General features: G+C 35.2%; 25 protein-coding genes. 14 read left to right on the forward strand and 11 right to left on the reverse strand.

Features of this window, described 5'->3' with window-relative positions; genetic code table 11:
- Positions 1-25 precede the first annotated feature (25 nt).
- Positions 26-265 carry a YkuS family protein gene (locus tag AC1DIT_RS03210; RefSeq protein ID WP_003196153.1) on the forward strand — a complete coding sequence of 80 codons (240 nt, stop codon included), beginning with the start codon at positions 26-28 and terminating at the stop codon, positions 263-265.
- Positions 266-615: 350 nt separating this feature from the next.
- Here the strand turns inward: AC1DIT_RS03210 and AC1DIT_RS03215 are convergent, their stop codons facing one another.
- Together AC1DIT_RS03215 and ytfJ are read right to left on the reverse strand one after the other, a co-directional pair.
- Complete coding sequence (locus tag AC1DIT_RS03215) at positions 616-705, reverse strand: hypothetical protein (protein ID WP_016113989.1); 90 nt, start codon at positions 703-705, stop codon at positions 616-618.
- 115 nt (positions 706-820) lie between these two features.
- Positions 821-1,222: a GerW family sporulation protein gene (gene ytfJ, locus AC1DIT_RS03220; RefSeq protein ID WP_033671028.1), complete on the reverse strand. Its 402-nt coding sequence runs from the start codon at positions 1,220-1,222 to the stop codon at positions 821-823.
- A gap of 355 nt (positions 1,223-1,577) precedes the next feature.
- On the opposite strand from ytfJ, the gene AC1DIT_RS03225 reads away from it, so the two are divergent.
- A complete protein-coding gene (locus tag AC1DIT_RS03225) occupies positions 1,578-1,940 on the forward strand; it encodes an imidazole glycerol phosphate synthase (protein ID WP_098116843.1) in 363 nt (120 codons plus the stop codon).
- Positions 1,941-1,973: 33 nt separating this feature from the next.
- Here AC1DIT_RS03225 and AC1DIT_RS03230 read toward each other — a convergent pair whose 3' ends face one another.
- From AC1DIT_RS03230 to AC1DIT_RS03240, 3 genes are all read right to left on the reverse strand, one after another.
- Positions 1,974-3,317 carry a TrkH family potassium uptake protein gene (locus AC1DIT_RS03230; RefSeq protein ID WP_016113986.1) on the reverse strand — a complete coding sequence of 448 codons (1,344 nt, stop codon included), beginning with the start codon at positions 3,315-3,317 and terminating at the stop codon, positions 1,974-1,976.
- 715 nt (positions 3,318-4,032) lie between these two features.
- Positions 4,033-4,188: a hypothetical protein gene (locus tag AC1DIT_RS03235; protein ID WP_016113985.1), complete on the reverse strand. Its 156-nt coding sequence runs from the start codon at positions 4,186-4,188 to the stop codon at positions 4,033-4,035.
- Between the two features lie 172 nt (positions 4,189-4,360).
- Entirely contained in the window at positions 4,361-4,780 is a 420-nt protein-coding gene (locus tag AC1DIT_RS03240) for a MarR family winged helix-turn-helix transcriptional regulator (protein WP_003206336.1), read from the reverse strand.
- A gap of 518 nt (positions 4,781-5,298) precedes the next feature.
- Here AC1DIT_RS03240 and AC1DIT_RS03245 point away from each other — a divergent pair.
- Complete coding sequence (locus tag AC1DIT_RS03245) at positions 5,299-5,742, forward strand: YrvL family regulatory protein (RefSeq protein WP_016113984.1); 444 nt, start codon at positions 5,299-5,301, stop codon at positions 5,740-5,742.
- Between the two features lie 67 nt (positions 5,743-5,809).
- On the forward strand, positions 5,810-6,364 hold the full coding sequence (locus AC1DIT_RS03250) for a thioredoxin family protein (RefSeq protein ID WP_016113983.1): 555 nt from the start codon (positions 5,810-5,812) through the stop codon (positions 6,362-6,364).
- 27 nt (positions 6,365-6,391) lie between these two features.
- On the opposite strand, the gene bacA is transcribed toward AC1DIT_RS03250, so the two are convergent.
- A complete protein-coding gene (bacA, locus tag AC1DIT_RS03255; RefSeq protein WP_003196138.1) occupies positions 6,392-7,186 on the reverse strand; it encodes an undecaprenyl-diphosphate phosphatase in 795 nt (264 codons plus the stop codon).
- Positions 7,187-7,384: 198 nt separating this feature from the next.
- Between bacA and AC1DIT_RS03260 the strand changes: the two genes are divergently transcribed.
- The 4 genes from AC1DIT_RS03260 to AC1DIT_RS03275 all read left to right on the forward strand — a co-directional run bounded on the left by AC1DIT_RS03260 (position 7,385) and on the right by AC1DIT_RS03275 (position 10,297).
- Complete coding sequence (locus AC1DIT_RS03260; RefSeq protein WP_476998054.1) at positions 7,385-8,743, forward strand: MATE family efflux transporter; 1,359 nt, start codon at positions 7,385-7,387, stop codon at positions 8,741-8,743.
- 74 nt (positions 8,744-8,817) lie between these two features.
- Complete coding sequence (locus AC1DIT_RS03265; protein WP_016113981.1) at positions 8,818-8,991, forward strand: hypothetical protein; 174 nt, start codon at positions 8,818-8,820, stop codon at positions 8,989-8,991.
- 18 nt (positions 8,992-9,009) lie between these two features.
- Positions 9,010-9,159 (forward strand): hypothetical protein, encoded by a 150-nt coding sequence (locus AC1DIT_RS03270; protein ID WP_003196135.1) that lies wholly within the window; start codon positions 9,010-9,012, stop codon positions 9,157-9,159.
- 229 nt (positions 9,160-9,388) lie between these two features.
- Positions 9,389-10,297 carry an aminoglycoside phosphotransferase family protein gene (locus AC1DIT_RS03275; RefSeq protein WP_016113980.1) on the forward strand — a complete coding sequence of 303 codons (909 nt, stop codon included), beginning with the start codon at positions 9,389-9,391 and terminating at the stop codon, positions 10,295-10,297.
- On the opposite strand, the gene AC1DIT_RS03280 is transcribed toward AC1DIT_RS03275, so the two are convergent.
- From AC1DIT_RS03280 to AC1DIT_RS03295, 4 genes are all read right to left on the reverse strand, one after another.
- Complete coding sequence (locus AC1DIT_RS03280) at positions 10,294-10,455, reverse strand: hypothetical protein (protein ID WP_016113979.1); 162 nt, start codon at positions 10,453-10,455, stop codon at positions 10,294-10,296. The two genes, AC1DIT_RS03275 and AC1DIT_RS03280, sit on opposite strands and share 4 nt — an antisense overlap.
- Before the next feature lie 97 nt (positions 10,456-10,552).
- Positions 10,553-11,326, reverse strand: a complete 774-nt coding sequence (locus tag AC1DIT_RS03285) for a hypothetical protein (protein WP_016131273.1) — start codon at positions 11,324-11,326, stop codon at positions 10,553-10,555.
- A 23-nt stretch (positions 11,327-11,349) separates the two neighbouring features.
- On the reverse strand, positions 11,350-11,796 hold the full coding sequence (locus AC1DIT_RS03290; protein WP_016113977.1) for a flavodoxin: 447 nt from the start codon (positions 11,794-11,796) through the stop codon (positions 11,350-11,352).
- 390 nt (positions 11,797-12,186) lie between these two features.
- Positions 12,187-13,365: a M20 metallopeptidase family protein gene (locus AC1DIT_RS03295; RefSeq protein ID WP_016113976.1), complete on the reverse strand. Its 1,179-nt coding sequence runs from the start codon at positions 13,363-13,365 to the stop codon at positions 12,187-12,189.
- 314 nt (positions 13,366-13,679) lie between these two features.
- Between AC1DIT_RS03295 and AC1DIT_RS03300 the strand changes: the two genes are divergently transcribed.
- From AC1DIT_RS03300 to dltD, 5 genes are all read left to right on the forward strand, one after another.
- Positions 13,680-13,826, forward strand: a complete 147-nt coding sequence (locus AC1DIT_RS03300; protein ID WP_003206349.1) for a teichoic acid D-Ala incorporation-associated protein DltX — start codon at positions 13,680-13,682, stop codon at positions 13,824-13,826.
- 12 nt (positions 13,827-13,838) lie between these two features.
- Positions 13,839-15,353, forward strand: a complete 1,515-nt coding sequence (gene dltA, locus AC1DIT_RS03305; protein ID WP_016113975.1) for a D-alanine--poly(phosphoribitol) ligase subunit DltA — start codon at positions 13,839-13,841, stop codon at positions 15,351-15,353.
- A complete protein-coding gene (gene dltB / locus AC1DIT_RS03310; protein ID WP_016113974.1) occupies positions 15,350-16,516 on the forward strand; it encodes a D-alanyl-lipoteichoic acid biosynthesis protein DltB in 1,167 nt (388 codons plus the stop codon). Before dltA ends, dltB begins: the two co-directional genes overlap by 4 nt.
- Positions 16,517-16,586: 70 nt before the next feature.
- Positions 16,587-16,826 (forward strand): D-alanine--poly(phosphoribitol) ligase subunit DltC, encoded by a 240-nt coding sequence (gene dltC, locus AC1DIT_RS03315; RefSeq protein WP_016113973.1) that lies wholly within the window; start codon positions 16,587-16,589, stop codon positions 16,824-16,826.
- A complete protein-coding gene (gene dltD / locus AC1DIT_RS03320; protein WP_016113972.1) occupies positions 16,823-17,998 on the forward strand; it encodes a D-alanyl-lipoteichoic acid biosynthesis protein DltD in 1,176 nt (391 codons plus the stop codon). Before dltC ends, dltD begins: the two co-directional genes overlap by 4 nt.
- Positions 17,999-18,019: 21 nt before the next feature.
- Here the strand turns inward: dltD and AC1DIT_RS03325 are convergent, their stop codons facing one another.
- Positions 18,020-19,111, reverse strand: a complete 1,092-nt coding sequence (locus AC1DIT_RS03325; protein ID WP_016113971.1) for an NAD(P)H-dependent flavin oxidoreductase — start codon at positions 19,109-19,111, stop codon at positions 18,020-18,022.
- A 117-nt stretch (positions 19,112-19,228) separates the two neighbouring features.
- On the opposite strand from AC1DIT_RS03325, the gene AC1DIT_RS03330 reads away from it, so the two are divergent.
- Positions 19,229-20,146, forward strand: a complete 918-nt coding sequence (locus AC1DIT_RS03330; RefSeq protein WP_016113970.1) for a S66 peptidase family protein — start codon at positions 19,229-19,231, stop codon at positions 20,144-20,146.
- Positions 20,147-20,163 lie beyond the last annotated feature (17 nt).

Genomic DNA, 20,163 nt, shown 5'->3' on the forward strand with positions numbered 1-20,163 from the left:
TACTAGATGGTAGGAGGTGAAGAGTATGGCGAAAATTGGTGTTGAAAATTCTTTAACAGATGTTCAACAAGCTTTAGAACAACAAGGACATGAAGTAATTTCACTACGTTCTGAAAATGACGTGCAAGGGTGCGATTGTTGCGTCGTAACCGGACAAGATTCTAATGTAATGGGAATTAGTAATGCAGTAATAAAAGGGCCCGTTATTGAGGCAAGTGGCTTAACAACCGATGAAATTTGTCAACGAATTGAAAGTAGTTTATAAAAAAAGAAGCCTCCTTATAACAAGGAGACTTCTTTTTTTATATTCACCTAAACGGGAAAGTAACATATACTGGATGAAAGCCCTACCTCTCTCTCATCAACACGGTTCCTCTGACCGCTCCTGATACACTAGCATGTGTATAAGCTTACAAATACAACTTTTTGGGTCTATTCACAAAAGTTGTTGGTAAAATTACCCGATCTTTCGCAAATTTTTCATATTGCATTTACAAGAAATATCCAATATATACTAGCTGTAACCGAGACACGAAATATCATCATAACACTTAAAAATAAATCCGTCAATATTTATTTTAACAAATTAAAAACAGACATCACAATCTGTCTGTTTTAGAATGGAGCCTTTTCTTTTACTACATACACAACAAATCCGCTTACTAACATACATAAGCCGACAGCAAAATTCTTGATGTTAATCATAACTACCTCTCCCTTATTTCATAAATCATATATATTTACATTCCAATTATATTTGTCGTTTCTGAACACACTTTTTCTAATATATCATAATTCCTAAAAAATGCAAGTTTACTTTTTAAAGACCGTTTACAAACTTATCTATAGTACTTGGAACTGTACTCAAAGCCTTTTCAATCAAGTGTGTGCCACTATGTAAATGTAACACTTGTACACCGCCAGATCCTACTACTAGAAACGCAACAGGATCAATTGAAACTCCTGCACCACTTCCACCTCCAAACGGATGCCCTTGTTTCGCCTCTTTTTGTTGTCCTTGTCCTGCCAAACTTTTCCCTACAGACGTTTCCCCTTTAAAATCACTTCCTCCTACGCCAAAACCAAAGGCAACTTTTGAAACAGTTAAAACAACCTTTCCGTCCGCTGTTGAAACAGGGCTTCCGACAATTGTATTTACATCGACCATCTCTTTTAAATTTGTCATTGCCGTTTTCATTAAGTTTTCAATTGGATGTTCCATCATTTAAACCACCTTTTTCCTCTTAATTCTTTTTTATACTTTCCAAAATAGAGGAACTCATACCAAGTTTTACAATTCATGAAAAAACACTGTTCCATTATCAACTTTCTTCAGCTTAGAATCTAAAAACAATATACATATCCTTCACTTCAGTCTGATAAAGTGAAAATTTAATCAGCCCTCACTAATCAGACTTTTACGGGCAGTTTATCTCTCACCTAACTCCTGTGCTTTCACTGAATTTTGAGGTGGGAGTATTACCGCCTGCAAATAGCGAAATAAAGTAATGATATGACTGTCTATTTCCTGCCGGATAAAAAAGAAAAAGATATACATACTACTAATGAACCTTGTTATGAAAGGAGACATTACGTTGACTAATAAAATTAATGAACAACCTAGAACTGAAGAAGAGTACTATAAAGAAGAGTACGCAGCAGAGGTTGCTCCTCAGCGTATCAACTATAACGATAAAGACGATGTAAAATCAAAAACAGCGGGATCCACAGCAGGGTTTATCGCTCTTGCTCTTGCTGTATTATCACTCTTTACATTTCCCACACTCTTCGGACTTGTTTCTGTTTTACTAGGTATTTATGCCTATAATCGTGGAGCTACTGTAACCGGTGGCATCGCTGCTATTGTGGGCGGCATTGCTGCAATTGTTGCTCTGTTATTCCGCGCTGCAATCATCGGTTTATTGTTCTCACTTTTTTAAAGAAAAAAGGTATCTCGCGCTTTGCGAGATACCTTATCCTGTGAAAACATCTTCTGATGGGTATCGAATTTTTTGTTTAGCTGGTCGCGCTAGAGAGAATACAAGCGTTAACGGACCAATTAACCCACAAAACATAACAAACATAATGATACATTTTCCAATTACAGATAACTTAGCCGTAATTCCCATTGATAACCCCACTGTACCAAACGCTGAAATTGTTTCGAATAAAAGTTGAATAAAACTAAAGTTTTCTGTAAGCATTAATAAAAATACTGCTGTAAAAATAAGAATTTGACTGGCAACTACAATCGCTAACGCTCTCGTTACTGTTGACATTTTGATTGTACGATGAAATAAAACAAAGTCTTCCTTCTTTCTAAAAAAGGAAATAACCGATGTAATTAAAATAACAAATGTTGTTAACTTAATTCCGCCACCTGTCGACACACTTCCTGCACCGATAAACATTAAAATCATCGTAAACAATATTGATGATTCTTCCATTCCTCCATAATCAACCGTATTAAATCCTGCTGTACGCGGTGTAATCCCCTGGAAAAATGAAGCCCATATCTTTTCACCTAAAGATAGTGATCCTAATGTTTTCACATTATTATACTCCAATATAAAAATCACAATCATCGCAATAACATTAAGCGCTACTGTTCCAACAATCATAATTTTCGAATGAAGTGATAGTTTCTGAAAACTACGGCTATACCATATATCAATTAACACCGTAAAACCTAAACCACCTATAACAATTAAAGAACAAATTCCAATATTAATAATAGGATCTCCTACAAATCTGGTTAAATTATCTGGCCATAGTGCAAATCCCGCATTATTATAAGAGGCGATAACATGAAAAATACTATAATATAAACCTTTGCCGAAACCAAATTCCGGGATAAATCGAATGGATAAAAAAACAACTCCTACTAACTCAATACAAATAGAAAAAATAAAGACACGCTTCACTAATTTTACAAGACCACCAATATTCGTTTGGTTAAACGCTTCTCCAATTAATAATCGATGACGTAAACCAATTTTTTTTCCTAACACCCATACAATTAAAATTGCGATTGTCATTAATCCAAGACCACCTGTCTGAATTAACAACATAATGATAATTTGACCAAACATTGTAAACGTACTAGCAGTATCTACAACTCCTAAACCGGTTACTGTCGCTGCCGAGGTTGCTGTAAAAAACGCATCTACCCAACTAATTGATTCTTTTGTCGCGAATGGTAGTTTCAATAACATTCCCCCGACAACAATTAAACAAAAAAAGCCCATTGCTAAAATTTGCGGCGGACTTAATCGTATAAAACGATTATAAAATCCTTGTTTTTTTGTTGCTTCCATATCACTAACTCCCTTAATAAAGTAAAACCTCTTTCCATACACTAATCGTTCGTTTTGACCGGACCAAATCTTACGGAAAGTAATTTTCCACCTAACTTTTTTCAATTCCTCATACTTTTAGAGCAAACTCATTATTTTGGATAAATCTTTATAATCTCATAATATAGTTGAGCATAATCCTTTTTCCCATAGATTTCAACTGAAAAATCCCCATACCTTTCACTTCGAATTCACATTGAAGTCACACCTATCTTTTATATTATATCTATCGAAGCTGTTCCTCCCTAATAATGAGACATTCCCCAGTGTCTCGAACAGCTTTCCATCCCTAATTAAAATTGACATAAATTGTCCCCTTCCATGGCCATCTTGTATTAACGAGATGGTCTATTTTTTATCCACTATTCATTAGACTATGGGACCTCTAACTATGTTCTACCCTCCCTCTATTATTTAAAAAGAGGGAAATTTTTAAAATTCCCATACCTTTCACTTCAAGTTCACATTGAGGTCACATCTATCTTTTATATTATATCTATCGAAGCTGTTCCTCCCTAATAATGAGACATTCCCCAGTGTCTCGAACAGCTTTCCATCCCTAATTAAAATTGACATAAATTGTCCCCTTTCATGGCCATCTTGTATTAACAAGATGGTCTATTTTCTTATCTTAAAATACAATTCAAATTTCCTAACAAAAAAGGAGTGAATCTATTCACTCCTTTTTTGACTTACTTCCTTTGTTCGAACGATATTCTTTTCCCTTATTATCATTACCAGTTATAAACTCCGAACTAAACTCTTGTTGAAACTGCCCTGTTTTTGGTGAACCTTGATTTCCACTTCCTTGACTCCCGTTGCGATTCGTCATCTTTCTTCCTCCTTTCATCTTCCATCATTGTTAGTATGTCTTTCCTATCCCAATCATACACATCGCATTCTTCTATGTAACAAATTTCAATTTTTCATTTTAGTATGAATAAAAAAACCTTCCTAAAACAAGGAAGGATTCTCGATTAGCCATAGTTCATCTGGCTTTTTTTCTATATAAGTTTTTTCGAAATAGATATCATTAGATGCATTTCTTCTTCAGATAGGGCCGAAAACCTTTCTTTTAAATACTGTTTTTTTGCCAATTCCATTTTTGCAACTAACTCTTTTCCTTGTTCCGTAATTTCCAAATATACAACACGACGATCAGATGTAGAACGTGAACGCGTTACAAAACCTTTATTAATTAGCTTTTCTGTAACAGCTGTAATATGACTGTTTGATACATGTAGTTCATTTGCTACGCGAGAAACCATCTCTTTTTCATTACGATTTAATATACGGAGCACGAGAAATTCATTCCATGGTATGTAATCTCCAAAAATTTTTCCCATATCATTCCGCAATGAACGAAACATAGCAAAAACATTTGCAGATAGATCCTCCATTAATTGTTCGCGATTATGAGACACCGTTTACATCTCCCTTTTATTTCATATAGTTAAATAAAAACATTATGAATTATATTACCTTATATTTTACATTTTGTCATCTTTTTTTCCCATACAATCACTCATAATGTATTCACTTATTTGATAGATACACTCCCAAAACAAAACCCAATAGTAAAAAATCTCCGTTATTCACTAGAGCACGTATCATTTATTATCTATTTGGAAATAAATGATACAGGTTGCTTTTCTAACATGCTGAAACTCACATCAGCCACAAAAAAGGTGCGATTCGTCGCACCTTTTTTGTTTTCACTTCCCATCAAGTATTCATGATATAATAAAATATGAATTTTTTCCTTTTATCCCGTATTAACGGGCAGTCAGACCCCCACCTCCAAATTCAGCGAGAGCAAAGAAGTTAGGTGGGGTGGACTGCCCATAAAAGCTCGATTAATGAGGGCTAATAATCAGCGGGGGATAAAGCCCCCTACTGATTAAAGTTTCACTTTATAAGATGAACTTTTTGGGGGGATATCATGAATCCAGACGAAGAAAAGTTTTCAGATCTAAGTGGAAAAGATAAAGCGATTGTTATTAGTAGTATTACCCTTCTTATAATTATTGCTTTTGCACTCATTTTCTTTATGTATGTCGGAGTTTTTCGTCTCATTGGTGTAGAATATACATCACGAACTGCACTACTTCTCTTTTTTTTATTAGCCCTTATACTAGATGGAATTAGTAGTTTCTTGATTTTATTTTTCAAAGTACTTTTAACCCCTCTGCTCACGCACATGTCAAAATGGCTATCCTTTTTACTGCTTTCCCTCATAGAAATCTCGCTTGATTGGCTCGTTATTCATACTGCAGATGATTGGATAGAAAGTGTAACGATCTCCAATAAAGCTGAACTACTTATTGTCCTTTTCTTTTTTATCTTGGATAAGGTATGGCCTACTGATAACAAAAAGAAAGAGTAAGATTACAAGCATTTCACGATAAAAATTGATACAATAAAAACAAAAATATACCAAAGAGGTGTTACATATGACATTACAACAATGGGCCGATAAGGGTATGTCCTTTGATACATACGTAAATAACATGACTGTGAACCAGTATGAATTACTACATATTTATAATAACTTTTTAATTCCGAACGAATTGCTTCCTGTTTTAGAAGAACGTCAAAACGACGGATGGCGTGTTATTGTACTATCCGCTGATTGGTGCGGAGACGCTCTTCTTTGCGTACCTGTTATGAAACGTATTTGCGAAGTTTCCAATATTGAAATGAGATTACTCATCCGTGATGAAAATTTGGAGTTAATGGATCAATATTTAACAAATGGAACAGCCCGTGCCATTCCAATCTTTATTTTTATTGATAAGGATGGAAAAGAACAAGCGGTTTGGGGACCACGTGCTCCAAAAGTGCAAGAATTAGTAACTTCTATGCGTGCTACATTACCTGAAAAAGATGATCCACAATTTGAAGAAAAACAGAAAGACATGTATGCTAATTTCCGTGCTACATTAGCTGACGACACTTCACTTTGGGAACATGTGATGGAAAATATGATTGAAAAAATAGTAAAATAAAAAAACTGCCAAATGGCAGTTTTTTTATTACATAATGAAGAAATAATAGAACACCGCAGCTAAAATAAAACGATAATAAGCAAATGGTGTTAACTTTACACGAGCTAATAATTTTAAGAATGAAACAATCGCAAGCATTGCTACAAGGAAAGCCGTAATAAAACCAGTTGCAAATAATGTGATATCTGCTGAACTTAATACGTCCCAGCTTTTAATTAAATCTAACCCTGATGCTGCAACCATCATTGGTACCGCTAAAATAAATGTATATTCAGCAGCTGCTGTATGAGATACACGAGCTAATAATCCACCACTGATTGTAGATCCAGAACGTGAAAATCCTGGCCACAATGCTAAACATTGGAACATTCCAATTGTGAATGCTTGTTTATACGTAATCTCGTCCAATGTTTTCGCTGTACTTGGTCTTGAAAATTTCTCAGCAACAATCATTAAAATACCACCAACGATTAAACTGATAACAACGGGTCCTGGTCCAAATAAAACTTCTTTAATTTTACTATGGAATAAAACACCAAGTACTCCTGCTGGAATCATACCAATAATGATATGTAATAAATTTAAAGATGGTCCTTGTGTTACCTTGCCAATCCCAACTAATGACCATAAACGTTTCCAAAATACAACGACAACCGCTAAAATCGATCCCAATTGGATGACAACTTCAAATACTTTCGCTCTATCATCATCAAATCCAATTAAATGTCCTGTTAAAATCATATGTCCTGTTGATGAAACCGGTAAAAATTCCGTTAATCCTTCAACAGCTCCCATGATTAAACCAATTAACCAATCAGCCACGAGTAGTGCCTCCTTACCTTAATACCTTATATATACTTTTTTCACACCTTATCATAATACCTTATCCAATTTCAAAGTGCATCTCTTTTTTCATTCTTTCAAAATATAACAATACATTCACATATGTGTATTTCTTTTCTATTTTCTTATTAAATTGTATGATAGAAAGAGTTTGGTCCTACATAGAAAGGAGCTTTTATGARAGAAACCAATTCATTTTCACAAAAAATAAAACAATTTGTATTACTATTTTTCCCGATTTTTGTAACGCAAATGTCTTTATTTGCAATGAGTTTTTTTGATACAACAATGTCAGGGCATGCAAGTGCTACTGACTTAGCAGGGGTCGCAATTGGAACAAGTATATGGATTCCGATTAGTACGGGATTAACAGGAATCTTAATGGCTACCACGCCTATTATCGCTCAACTTGTTGGCTCAAAACAAAAAGAGGATGTTCCTCATATCGTGATACAAGCCGTGTATTTGGCAATCGGAGTTAGTTTACTTGTTATTCTCATTGGTTTCTTTGCCGTTTCACCAATTCTAAAAGGCATGCATTTAGAAGAGCAGGTCGAACACATTGCTTCTCAATTTTTAAGCATTATTGCAATTGGTATCATTCCTTTATTTGTCTATACTGTATTACGTGGGTTTATTGATGCATTAGGAAAAACACGTACAACAATGATTATTACATTACTTTCCTTACCTATTAACATCATTTTAAACTATGTATTTATTTTCGGTCATTTCGGCTTTCCGAAACTAGGAGGCGTTGGTGCAGCAATTGCTTCTACCGCAACATATTGGTGCATTTTATTTATTACGATTATTATTATCCGTACGAAAGAACCGTTTACATCTTTTGGTATCTTCAGGCGCTTATACCGACTTTCTATTTCAAGCTGGAAAGAATTATTAAAACTTGGGGTACCTATCGGATTCGCCATCTTTTTTGAAACGAGTATTTTCGCTGCCGTAACACTCATGATGAGTAATTTTAGCACAACAACAATCGCTGCACATCAAGCAGCAATGAACTTTGCTTCCCTTTTATATATGACACCTTTAAGTTTAGCAATGGCCATGACAATTGCAGTGGGTTTTGAAGTTGGAGCAAATCGCTGTGAAAACGCAAAACAATACAGTTTTATTGGAATTGGTTTGGCACTTGCTTTTGCCTTGTTATATTCTATCTTACTCTTTTTCTTTGACGATCCAATTGCATCTATTTATACAACAGATATTGCTGTTCATGATTTAGCAAAAGAGTTTCTCATTTTTGCGATTTTATTTCAAATTTCCGATGCAATTGCTACTCCAGTGCAAGGTGCACTCCGTGGTTATAAAGATGTGAATGTTACCTTGATTATGACACTTATTGCCTACTGGATCATTGGTCTACCTCTAGGTTATATATTAGCAACCTATACTTCTTGGGCAGCTAAAGGTTATTGGATTGGTCTTATTATAGGGCTAGCATTTGGAGCTACCTTTCTGCTCGTTCGTCTCTTGCAAGTACAACGTAAATATACATCACAAAAGAGTCGCTAATCATAGCGGCTTTTTTCATCATGCATAGTTCCTCTTTAAACGTGTAACATAATAAAAAAGAAAGGTGTAAATCTATGGATGAAAAGAAAAAACAGCAGCCCTACGATGAAGAGTTTGCTCCTGAAATCTCACCTGGATACAGGCAAGATATTCATAAACCGCCTCAATATAAAAATACTTCCTTTTTAGTTGGGATTGGTATTTTCGGGACAATATTACTTGTACTCATCATTTTCGTCTACTTTTAATGGGAAGGGAACTATATTATGACCAAACAATCCTCACTCTTTTCTAAAAGAGTTGTAAAAACACAAAAAGGTTATGCTGGTGATTCTATAAATGTGCATAAACAAGTCGAACAAGGCAATCTAGAAATTGCAAAAAAAGAAATTGGGCAACAAAACGAGAACCTGTGAATACAAAAGATGTCCCCACTTTTCGGGGACATTTTTATTCTACACGTTACCGTTGCTCAGCAATTTTAAACGTATTATCTTCTTTTATAATCTTCATTCTATAACTTAACTGCATTTCATTTAAACATTATGTCCCTCTCTTTTTTCGATATATTTATTCCATCTTATCACAGAGTTTAAAAATTCTGATAATATTAATGCATATATCCACAAAAAAGGAGAAAATCATATGACATCTTATATGCGAGATATCCAGCAATCACTACCCAATATTCCTATACACTCTTATGAACAAAACGATAATGGCTGGGATAATGTAGCCATTATTATTAACAATGAATGGCTCTTCCGTTTTCCACGTAAATCCCAGTATGCAAAACGAATACCTCGCGAAAAAGAACTATGCGAGATACTTTCTCATTCTTTACAAGGGATAGAAGTTCCCAAATATCACATCTTATATAAAAATGAATCCGATTTAATTCCATATTGTAGTTATTATAAACTCATTCATGGGGAGCCATTAACAGTACAAATAATAGAAAGATTAACTGTAAAAGAACGTGAAACAGTTATCTCGCAGCTTGCTATCTTTCTCGCTTCTTTACATACCGTCCCAATAGAACATGCTGTAAAATGGGGGTTTGATACTGAGAAACCTATCTCATATTGGCGACAGATTCAAACGAAATTACACGTTCATCTTACTTGCACACTTACATTGTTAGAAAAAAAAGCTTTTGATTGTTTATTCGAGGATTTTTTTGAACATATGTATGCATCTAATTTCCAAAAAACAATGATCCACGCTGACTTTACACATCATCACATTTTATTTGATGGGGAGAAAAGAAGCATTGCTGGTATTATCGATTTTGGTGATGCTCAAATTGGAGATCCTGCCTTTGACTTCGCTGGATTATATAACCATTTTGGTAGTGAATTTACAAATGCCATATATAAACGGTACTGTACTCTCACTTCCCATCATGATTTATCTTTCTTTAAGCGTGTCATTCAATTTTATCAGTATAGTCCATTACTCCATAACCTTGTTTATAACTTTGAAACAAATAACGACCAGGAGATACAGAAGAATCGAAAACATTTACAAACTATACTTCAGGGAAGGAATTAACTTCTTTCCCTATTCTTCTTTTCCTCATATATCATTAATTTTTTATCCATTTCTACAATTAATTTATACATTTGAAACGCCTGCAAAATTTGCAATTGGACCCAAAAAGGAGCCTGTTGTTCTTTTAACCATTGAAATACTTTCACTCCATTTCCCATTAAGTATTCCTCCCATCATAAGTTCCCCTACGTATATACCGTAAATGATGAAAAGCTTTTCATGTCAATACCAAAAAGAGATGCAAATTTGCACCCCTTAATGTAGTATAGTATTCTTCGCTATCAATGCATCTTGCATCTCGTCTACTTTGCATTCATTACGAAAAGCACATCCAATACATTCAGAACAAAATGTACGTTCTGTGTAATGTTCTAGTTGCTGTAACATTTCTTTCATTCTATATAAATCGTTCATTCCAGCCATAATATCTTGCTCTTTTGGAACAGATTCATACCTAGTTCCTTCCATTAAATTAACAACTTCAATTCTTTCGGGAAGAATCCCAAAAACTTTGTAGCTAAACACTGCCGTAAGCTTTTGAAAAAGAGCAAGCATTTCTTCATTTGCATCAACAACATACTTTTTAATTACAAACGATTGTGTAGACCATTCACCCACTTCAAACGTTAATGAAATGTGCACACCTAACTCGTCCATATATGTTTGTAACTTCTCATATAAAAATAAAGGTGGTGTTTTACTCGCATCATTTTTCACAAACTGTATTAGATGGTCCGTTAACTTTGCAAGAACAATATAATATTCTGCTTTAGAAGCGAACATTCCAATACGCACTTTATCCCAATGCTTCTCTAATCGTTTTAACAACAGCATTGTTGTTTGTTTTTCTACAGGTGATGTGTAATAGTCAATAATAATTTGATTTACAATCGATTGAACCATTTGTTGCCATTCAAACGAAGAAGGTTCTCTTCTTTTTATATAGCGAAAATAAAACTTATGTGGACAACGCATAAAATCATATAAATGATAATCTGTCATCGTTTTAATTGATATTTTCCCCTGCACCCATCTTCATCTCCCTCTCACCATTAAGAAAGGTGTTTTACAAATTCAGCACCAAACTGAAGACATTTCTCTACATCTTCATCTTCTGGCGTTAGTTCTACTTTTAGCCCTTCCATTACAACTTCAGCACCGCGCTCTTGTAACTTTTCTATTAAGATATCAACAGCTGCCCCGTATTTCGGATAAGCAGAATCACAAGATCCAAATACTGCTGCTTTTTTACCTGCTAAATGAATTTCTTCCATTTCGTCATAAAAATCTAAGAAATCATCAGGAAGCTCACCATCTCCCCACGTATACGCTCCTAAAATAATCCCATCATATTCTTCTAATATAGAAGCTTCTGGCGTCGTCATAATGTCAATCACTTCAATATCATTGCCTGTTTCACGAATCGCTCCAGCTATATGATCAGCCATCTCCTCTGTATTTCCACTCATACTTGCAAAAATCATTACAAATTTATTCAACTGAATCTCTCCCTTGATTATGTATCGCTTCTTCTTCCTTGTTTCCTTTCTTCTCATCTACATATTCAGCACGAATTACACGCCGTTGCTATTCTATATCTTTATTTTTAATTTCCCTTTGCCCAAGGCGAAATATCTTTTTCATCTCTCCCTCATCCATTCTGCACTTGTGAACACATTGATAATAATTATCAATTCCGACTATACTTTTAGATTAAATGAAAATGATTATCAAAGTCAATCACTATTTTCAAAAAAATAATGAAAAGGTACAAGCTTGTCCGCCAGTTATTCATATACTATAAATGAGCATAGTTCTTTCTCAGCCCTCTCTAACGGAAAGAAATAGAAGCAACTGCGATAAGCGCAGTTGCCTTTTTTTGTACTCTCTTAAGCTTTTAGTAAATTCATTGTCGCCTGTAAAAATAACTCTGCCCCATTAATTAAAGCTGATTCATCCACATCAAACTTTGGATGATGATGAGGATAACAAGTTTTGATTTTCTCATTTCCAGTTCCTAATTTAATAAAACAGCCTGGCGCTTTTTTTAAATATGCCGAGAAATCTTCCCCTCCCATCGAAGGAGCTAGCTTTACAATTCTCTCCTCTCCAAACAACTCTACCGCACTTTCTTCTACTATTTTTGTAATAAACGTATCATTGATAACCGGGTCATATCCATAGCGATATGTATACGTATACGCTGCACCATGTGCCTCTGCAATCCCCTTAGCAATTTGTTCAATCATCTCTTCCGATTCTTTCCTTAGTTTTTGATCAAAGGACCGGACTGTTCCCATTAAATATGCTGTATCAGGAATAATATTATCTGCTGTTCCCCCGTGAAATTGTGTTATGGAAACAACTCTTTGCATAAAAGCGCCTGTATTTCTAGATACAATATGTTGTAAGTTCGTAATGATTTGCGCACCAACTGCTATCGGATCTACTGTTTCTTCCGGCCTAGCAGCATGGCCACCTCTTCCTTTTACTTCAATCGTAAATACATCGGGAGCAGCCATCATAGGCCCATATACAACTCCAATCTTCCCAGTTCCTAATCCAGACATTACATGTAGGCCGATAATATAATCCACACCATCCATCACACCAGCTCTCACCATTTCCTGTCCACCACCAGGATACACTTCTTCAGCATGTTGAAATAAAAGGCGAATTTCTCCTTCCCAATCCTCATTCTTATTTGCTATCGCTTCTGCTGTACCTAATAAAATAGCGGTATGTGCATCATGCCCACATGCATGCATAACCCCTGAAATAACTGATGCATATGGTTTAGACGTTTCTTCCTGAATTGGCAGGGCATCCATATCTGCACGAATTGCTATTACTTTGCCTGCCTTCTTTCCTTTTTTCTTTGCCATCACACTATACCGCGTCGGTCTTGTCACCTCGAAAGCTGAAAATGAACATAATGTATCATATATAAATTGTGAAGTTTTTTCCTCGTGGAATGATAGTTCAGGAAATTGGTGAAAATGTCTCCGCCACTTTATAATATTTTCCTCTGACACATATGTCTGCCATACCTTTTTCAAACGCTCCATTCCTGACAACCTCCTTTTCATTCTTCACATTTCTTATTTCACTGTGATTATTTAATTTCCTTGTAAGATTTTCATTTTCAAAAAATCGATTTATACACTCACAACTCATTAAAAAAAGACAAACCCATTACAAATTCATATAGAATGTAATATAATTGCTAAGTTAGGGATTTTCTTTTTTAGTATTTAGTGCTACTATCAAAAAAGAGCCTTTTTGTCTTAATTTTACCTAAAATGTGGAATTTCGTTTTTTTCACAATGATGTAGGACATGATACCTACATATAGTTACTATTTCATAAGAGAGGGAAAGACATGGAAAGATTAAAAGAGATATGGTCTCGACCACTCACACAATGGTTTGCAAAAACTTTTTATTACCTTGCAATTTTATTTGCTTTGCTTTGGTTGTATGGTTTCCATGATACAAACACAAGCACATTTATTTACAATGAATTTTAGGGTGGGAACGTTATGAAGTTATTAGAACAAATCGAAAAGTGGGCGACAGAAACTCCTGATCAAACCGCTTTCGTTTGGCGAGATGCGAAAATTACGTACAAACAATTAAAGGAAGATTCTGATGCATTGGCGCACTGGATTTCTTCTGAGTATCCCGATGATCGTTCACCAATTATGGTTTATGGCCATATGCAACCTGAAATGATCATCAACTTTTTAGGGTGTGTGAAAGCTGGACATGCTTACATTCCTGTAGATTTATCTATTCCAGCTGATCGTGTACTACGTATTGCTGAAAGTTCTGGTGCGAAGTTACTTCTATCTCCGGTAGAAGTTGCTGTAACYGACTTACCAGTTCGCATCGTATGTGAAGACAACTTAAAAGACATTTTCTTTACTCATAAAGGGCAAACGCCAAACCCTGAGCATGCGGTAAAAGATGATGAGAACTTCTACATTATTTACACATCAGGGAGCACAGGTAACCCGAAAGGTGTGCAGATTACTTATAATTGCCTTGTTAGCTTTACAAAATGGGCGGTTGAAGATTTCAACTTACAAACAGGACAAGTATTCTTAAACCAAGCACCGTTCTCATTCGATTTATCTGTAATGGACATTTACCCATCGTTAGTAACAGGTGGTACACTTTGGGCAATCGATAAAGATATGATTGCACGTCCAAAAGACTTGTTTGCTTCTTTAGAGCAATCGGATATTCAAGTATGGACTTCCACACCATCTTTCGCAGAAATGTGTTTAATGGAAGCTTCTTTCTCTGAAAGTATGCTACCAAACATGAAAACATTCTTATTCTGCGGTGAAGTATTACCAAATGAAGTAGCTAGAAAATTAATTGAGCGCTTCCCGAAAGCAGCAATTATGAATACGTACGGTCCTACAGAAGCTACTGTTGCTGTAACAGGCATTCACGTTACACAAGAAGTTGTTGATAAATATAAATCTCTTCCTGTTGGCTACTGTAAATCAGACTGTCGCCTTCTTATTATGAAAGAAGATGGCACGATTGCACCAGATGGTGAAAAAGGTGAAATCGTAATTGTTGGTCCAAGCGTAAGCGTTGGTTATTTAGGAAGCCCTGAATTAACAGAAAAAGTATTCACAATGATTGATGGTGAGCGCGCCTACAAAACAGGTGATGCTGGCTATGTAGAAAATGGTCTTCTATTCTATAATGGTCGTCTTGATTTCCAAATTAAGCTTCACGGTTATCGAATGGAATTAGAAGAAATCGAACATCACCTTCGCGCGTGTGCTTACGTAGAAGGAGCAGTTGTTGTTCCAATTAAAAAAGGTGAAAAATACGATTATTTATTAGCGGTTGTTGTTCCTGGAGAGCATTCATTTGAAAAAGAATTCAAATTGACATCTGCAATCAAAAAAGAACTCAATGAGCGATTACCAAACTACATGATTCCACGTAAATTCATGTATCAATCTTCTATTCCAATGACACCAAATGGAAAGGTAGATCGCAAAAAATTATTGAGTGAGGTTACAGCATGACCGCATATGGATCATTTTATTTTTTCGCTATAGTGGGCATTTTATTAATACCTACTATCATAGCTGGATTAAAAGGTAAAATGTTGCGTAAATATAATGCCGTTCTAACGTTAGTAATGCTTGCACTTATTTTCTCTGACAAACCGAAGCAAGCAATGATGTTAGCAGTATTTATCATTTGGCAATACATCCTTATTAAAGGCTATTTATTATTAAGAAAACAAAATAATAATACGTCCATGTTTTACATGGCTGTTATTTTATCGATTTTGCCACTAATTCTGGCAAAAATCGCACCATTTGTACATGAATTAAAATTCATTGTATTTGCTGGTATGTCTTATGTAACATTCAGAGCAGTACAAATGGTATTTGAGATTCGTGACGGTTTAATTAAAGAATTCTCATTCTTTAATTTCTGGGAATTTGTTCTGTTCTTCCCAGCTATCTCGACTGGACCTATTGATCGTTATCGTAGGTTCCAAAAAGATATTCAAAAGCCACCAAGTGCTGAAGAATATCAAAAGTTACTCTATACAGGTATTAATCGTATTTTCCAAGGTTTCCTGTATAAGTTTATTATCGCTTATTTATTGCAGAAGCATTTTGTTGATGCAGTATTTGCGAATCAAGATACCATTTTCTCTAATGCGATTTATATGTATAGTTACAGTTTATACCTATTCTTCGACTTCGCAGGTTATAGTGCATTCGTAATTGGTGTCAGTTATATGATGGGTATTAAAACACCAGAAAACTTTAATAAACCATTTATTAGTCGTAACATTAAAGATTTCTGGAACCGTTGGCACATGACCTTATCATTCTGGTTCCGTGATTTTATTTATATGCGCTTTGTCTTTTTCGCAACAAAGAAAAAGCTACTTAAAAATCGCTACACGATTTCATATATCGGTGCATTTTTAAACTTTTTCATTATGGGCGTTTGGCATATTCTAGGTGAACATGTTTACCAGTACATTATTTACGGCCTTTACCATACTGTTTTGTTTATTTCGTTTGATATTTTCGAACGAAAAAACAAGAAACATAAATTTTGGCCAAACAATAAATTCATGCATGTTCTTGCAGTAGTAATTACGTTCCATTTCGTATGTTTCGGTTTCCTAATCTTCTCTGGTCACCTTAACAGATACTTTTAATGAATAGCTTCTTTTCTTACAGCTAAGAAGTTACACATAATATATTTCGGATATAAAGGAGATTTTAAAAATGGCAGAATTTAAAGATCAAGTATTAGATATTTTAGAAGAAGTTTGTGAAAATGATATTGTAAAAGAAAATCCAGATGTACAATTATTTGAAGAAGGTATCCTTGATTCTTTCGGTACAGTATCTTTATTAGTAGAATTCCAAGAACGTCTAGATATCGAAGTATCTATTTCTGATTTTGACCGCGATGAGTGGGCAACACCAAACATGATTATTAAGAAGTTGGAAGATATCCGATGAAAAAAGCAACTTTTGGTCCGATGCTCTTAGCATTGGCCCTTTTTGCTGTATTCTTACTTATCCCAACACGCTTCCTACTTCCACTTGTAAGTGACAAGAAAGTAGAACAAGCTGCAACTTCTCTAAAAGAAGAAAAAATACAAAGTATGATTTTACAGCAAAAAATGTTAGAAGATCCGAAATACCTTCCGATGTATGGTTCATCGGAATTTGCGAGAATGGATGCTTTTCATCCATCCAATTACTTTAAAGTAAAACCTGAAGGATTCACACCATTTCTTCTTGGTCGTGGTGGAACGCAAGACCTTATCCATGTGCTAAACTTTGCATCTACAATGGATCAATTAAAAGATAAAAAAATGGTCTTTGTTCTTTCACCACAATGGTTTGTACCACAAGGCATTGATGAAACACACTTTGCACCTAACTTTTCAAAACAACAAGGCTACCATTTCATTTTTAACAATGATTTAAAGCCTGAAATGAAAAAACAAATTGCAAAACGTTTATTGAACTTTGAAATTGTAAAAAAAGAGACGTTATTAAAAACATCTTTAGAAGGCATTGTCTATGATGATACTAAACATAAGATAAAAGCAATTGCAGCGAAACCATTTGCTTATCTTTACCGTAATATTTTAGATCGCAAAGACATATTTACAGTAATGTTCAATATTAAACCGCATAAAGAACAACTTGATCCAGCATTGAAACAAATGAACTGGAATGAAGCACGTAAACACGCGGATCAAACTGGTGAATTAGAATCAAAATCAAATCAGTATGGTATCGAAGATGATTACTTCAATAGCAAAATTAAAAAGAAATTGAAGCAACGCAAAGATTACTTAAAAAATGACGCTTATGATCACTCTCCAGAATATGAAGATTTACAAATTGCGCTCGATTTATTAAAACAATCTGGTGCAAAACCACTCTTCATTTCTGTTCCTGTAAAAGGTCCTTGGTATGATTATGCTGGATTCCCGAAAGAACGACGCGAATTATACTATAAGAAAGTTCATGAGCAAATTAAACAAGCTGGCTATCCAATTGCTGACTTTTCAAACCATGAGTATGACAAATACTTCTTAAAAGATCATATGCACTTAGGATGGAAAGGCTGGGTATACATCGACGAAGCCATCCAGCAATTTTATAAAGCAAACTAATAAAAAGACCACTTGAATTATTCAAGTGGTCTTTTTGTATATGCTTTGTAAATTTTCTACGGTTACCTTTACTTCTCCCAACACTCGTTCAACAATTTGCTGAGCTGATTCTTTTCTTGCTAATGAAGAAGCTTGTCCAGCCCAGAGTGACATATATTCCCCTTTGTTTTGTTTTGCAGCTTCTTGACGTATTTTAGCGGTTAATACATTTTGAACTGGATACATTGGGAGCATTTCTTCTTTTTCTTCATGTTGTTCTATAAATGTATTTCGAATCCCCCTTGCATATTTTCCAGAAAATGATCTCGTTACAGTTGTACTCGTATCTGTACTGTGCAGTACCGCTTTTTTATGTACATTATGTGTAATACTTTCTTCACTTGTTAAAAATGCTGTTCCCATTTGAATGCCTTCTGCACCTAGTGCCATTGCTGCAACAAGACCTTGTCCATTCATAATGCCTCCTGCCGCTACAATTGGGATATTTGATACTGCGGCTACCATTTGTGGAATTAATGCAAATGTACCGATCATAGAATCTTGTTCTTTCCCAATAAAAGTCCCGCGGTGTCCTCCAGCCTCGCTACCTTGTCCAACAATTACATCTACCTCTAATTCAGCAAGCACCTTCGCTTCTGCCACATTTGTAGCTGTTCCAATTATCTTTATGCCCTCTTTCTTCAACGATACAATTTCCTCTTGTTCTAACGTGTGAAATGCAAAGCTTATAACCGGAACTTTTTCTTCCTTTAACACGTGCAATTGTTCTTTATAACTTTTCGGAAGTTGTAATGATTGATTATACTCATCTATACTTAATTCTTTTCGTAGCGGCTCTAATAAATTTCTTGCTACTTGTACTTTTTCTTCCTCAATTTGTATTTCTTTCGTAAGTAACAAATTTACTGCAAACGGCTTATCTGTTAACTCTCTTATTTTATAAATAGATTGACGAATTTGTTCCGGACTCATATAACCAGCCCCGAGCGTCCCTAGGCCGCCGCTATTACACACAGCCGCAACAAGCTCTGGTGTCGTAATTGCACCTGCCATACCGGCCTGAATAATTGGATACTTTATTTGTAATACATCATTTACTCTGCTTGTAAACATCCTTCTTTCCCTCCCTATTCCCTCTTATATCTTCTCGACTCAACAAACTTTTCCCTTCTTTTAAAAGGATTGAACTGCTTATAAACGAATATATTGAAAACGAAGGAGGAGATTTAAATGATTCAGCCAAATGTCTTACAACAAGGCGATACGGTAATGATTATTGCTCCAGCAGGCCCTCCATTAATAGAACACGTCCTTGCAGGAAAAAAAGTATTAGAAACAATGGGCCTATCCGTAATAATTGGTCAAAGTGTTTACGAGAAATACGGCTATCTAGCTGGAAATGATGCAATCCGCCTTCAGGATTTACATGAATCTTTTTCCAATCCTGAAGTGCAAGCCGTTTTTTGCGCAAGAGGTGGATACGGAAGTGGTCGTCTCCTTCCTCATATTCAATATGAACTCATTCGAAACAACCCGAAGATTTTTTGGGGATATAGTGATATTACTGCTTTACATATTGCCTTTTCACAATATGCAGGACTCATTACATTCCATGGACCTATGATTGAAGAATTAGGAAAAGGAGTGAATTCTCTTTCTTTATCTTCTTTCAATCAACTATTCTATCCGTATTCAACTATTTTACCAGCAGCAGAATGCATTACCACTACATCTACTTGTACAGTTTCCGCACCATTAGTTGGAGGCAATTTAACCGTTTTAGTAAGTACACTGGGTACCCCCTATGAAATCTATACAGCGAATAAAATTGTATTACTTGAAGATATTGGAGAAGAACCGTATCGTATTGATCGCATGTTCAATCAATTACATTTAGCAGGAAAATTGAATGAATGTGCAGGAGTTGTCTTCACAAGCTGCCATGATTGTATAGCCTCAAAGCAGTCTCTATCATTACAAACCATATTGTATAACTATCTCGCTCCATACAATATTCCTGTATTACTCGGCCTTCCTATCGGGCATATACAGCCAAATGTCGGAATCCCACTCGGTGTTACTGTCACAATGGACACGGAAAGGAATACACTTTCTATTCCTTCCGGTGTGAATTTCATATCGAATTAAAAAGCAGTTTCCTATAT

Source organism: Bacillus sp. 05T22 (assembly GCF_056396765.1).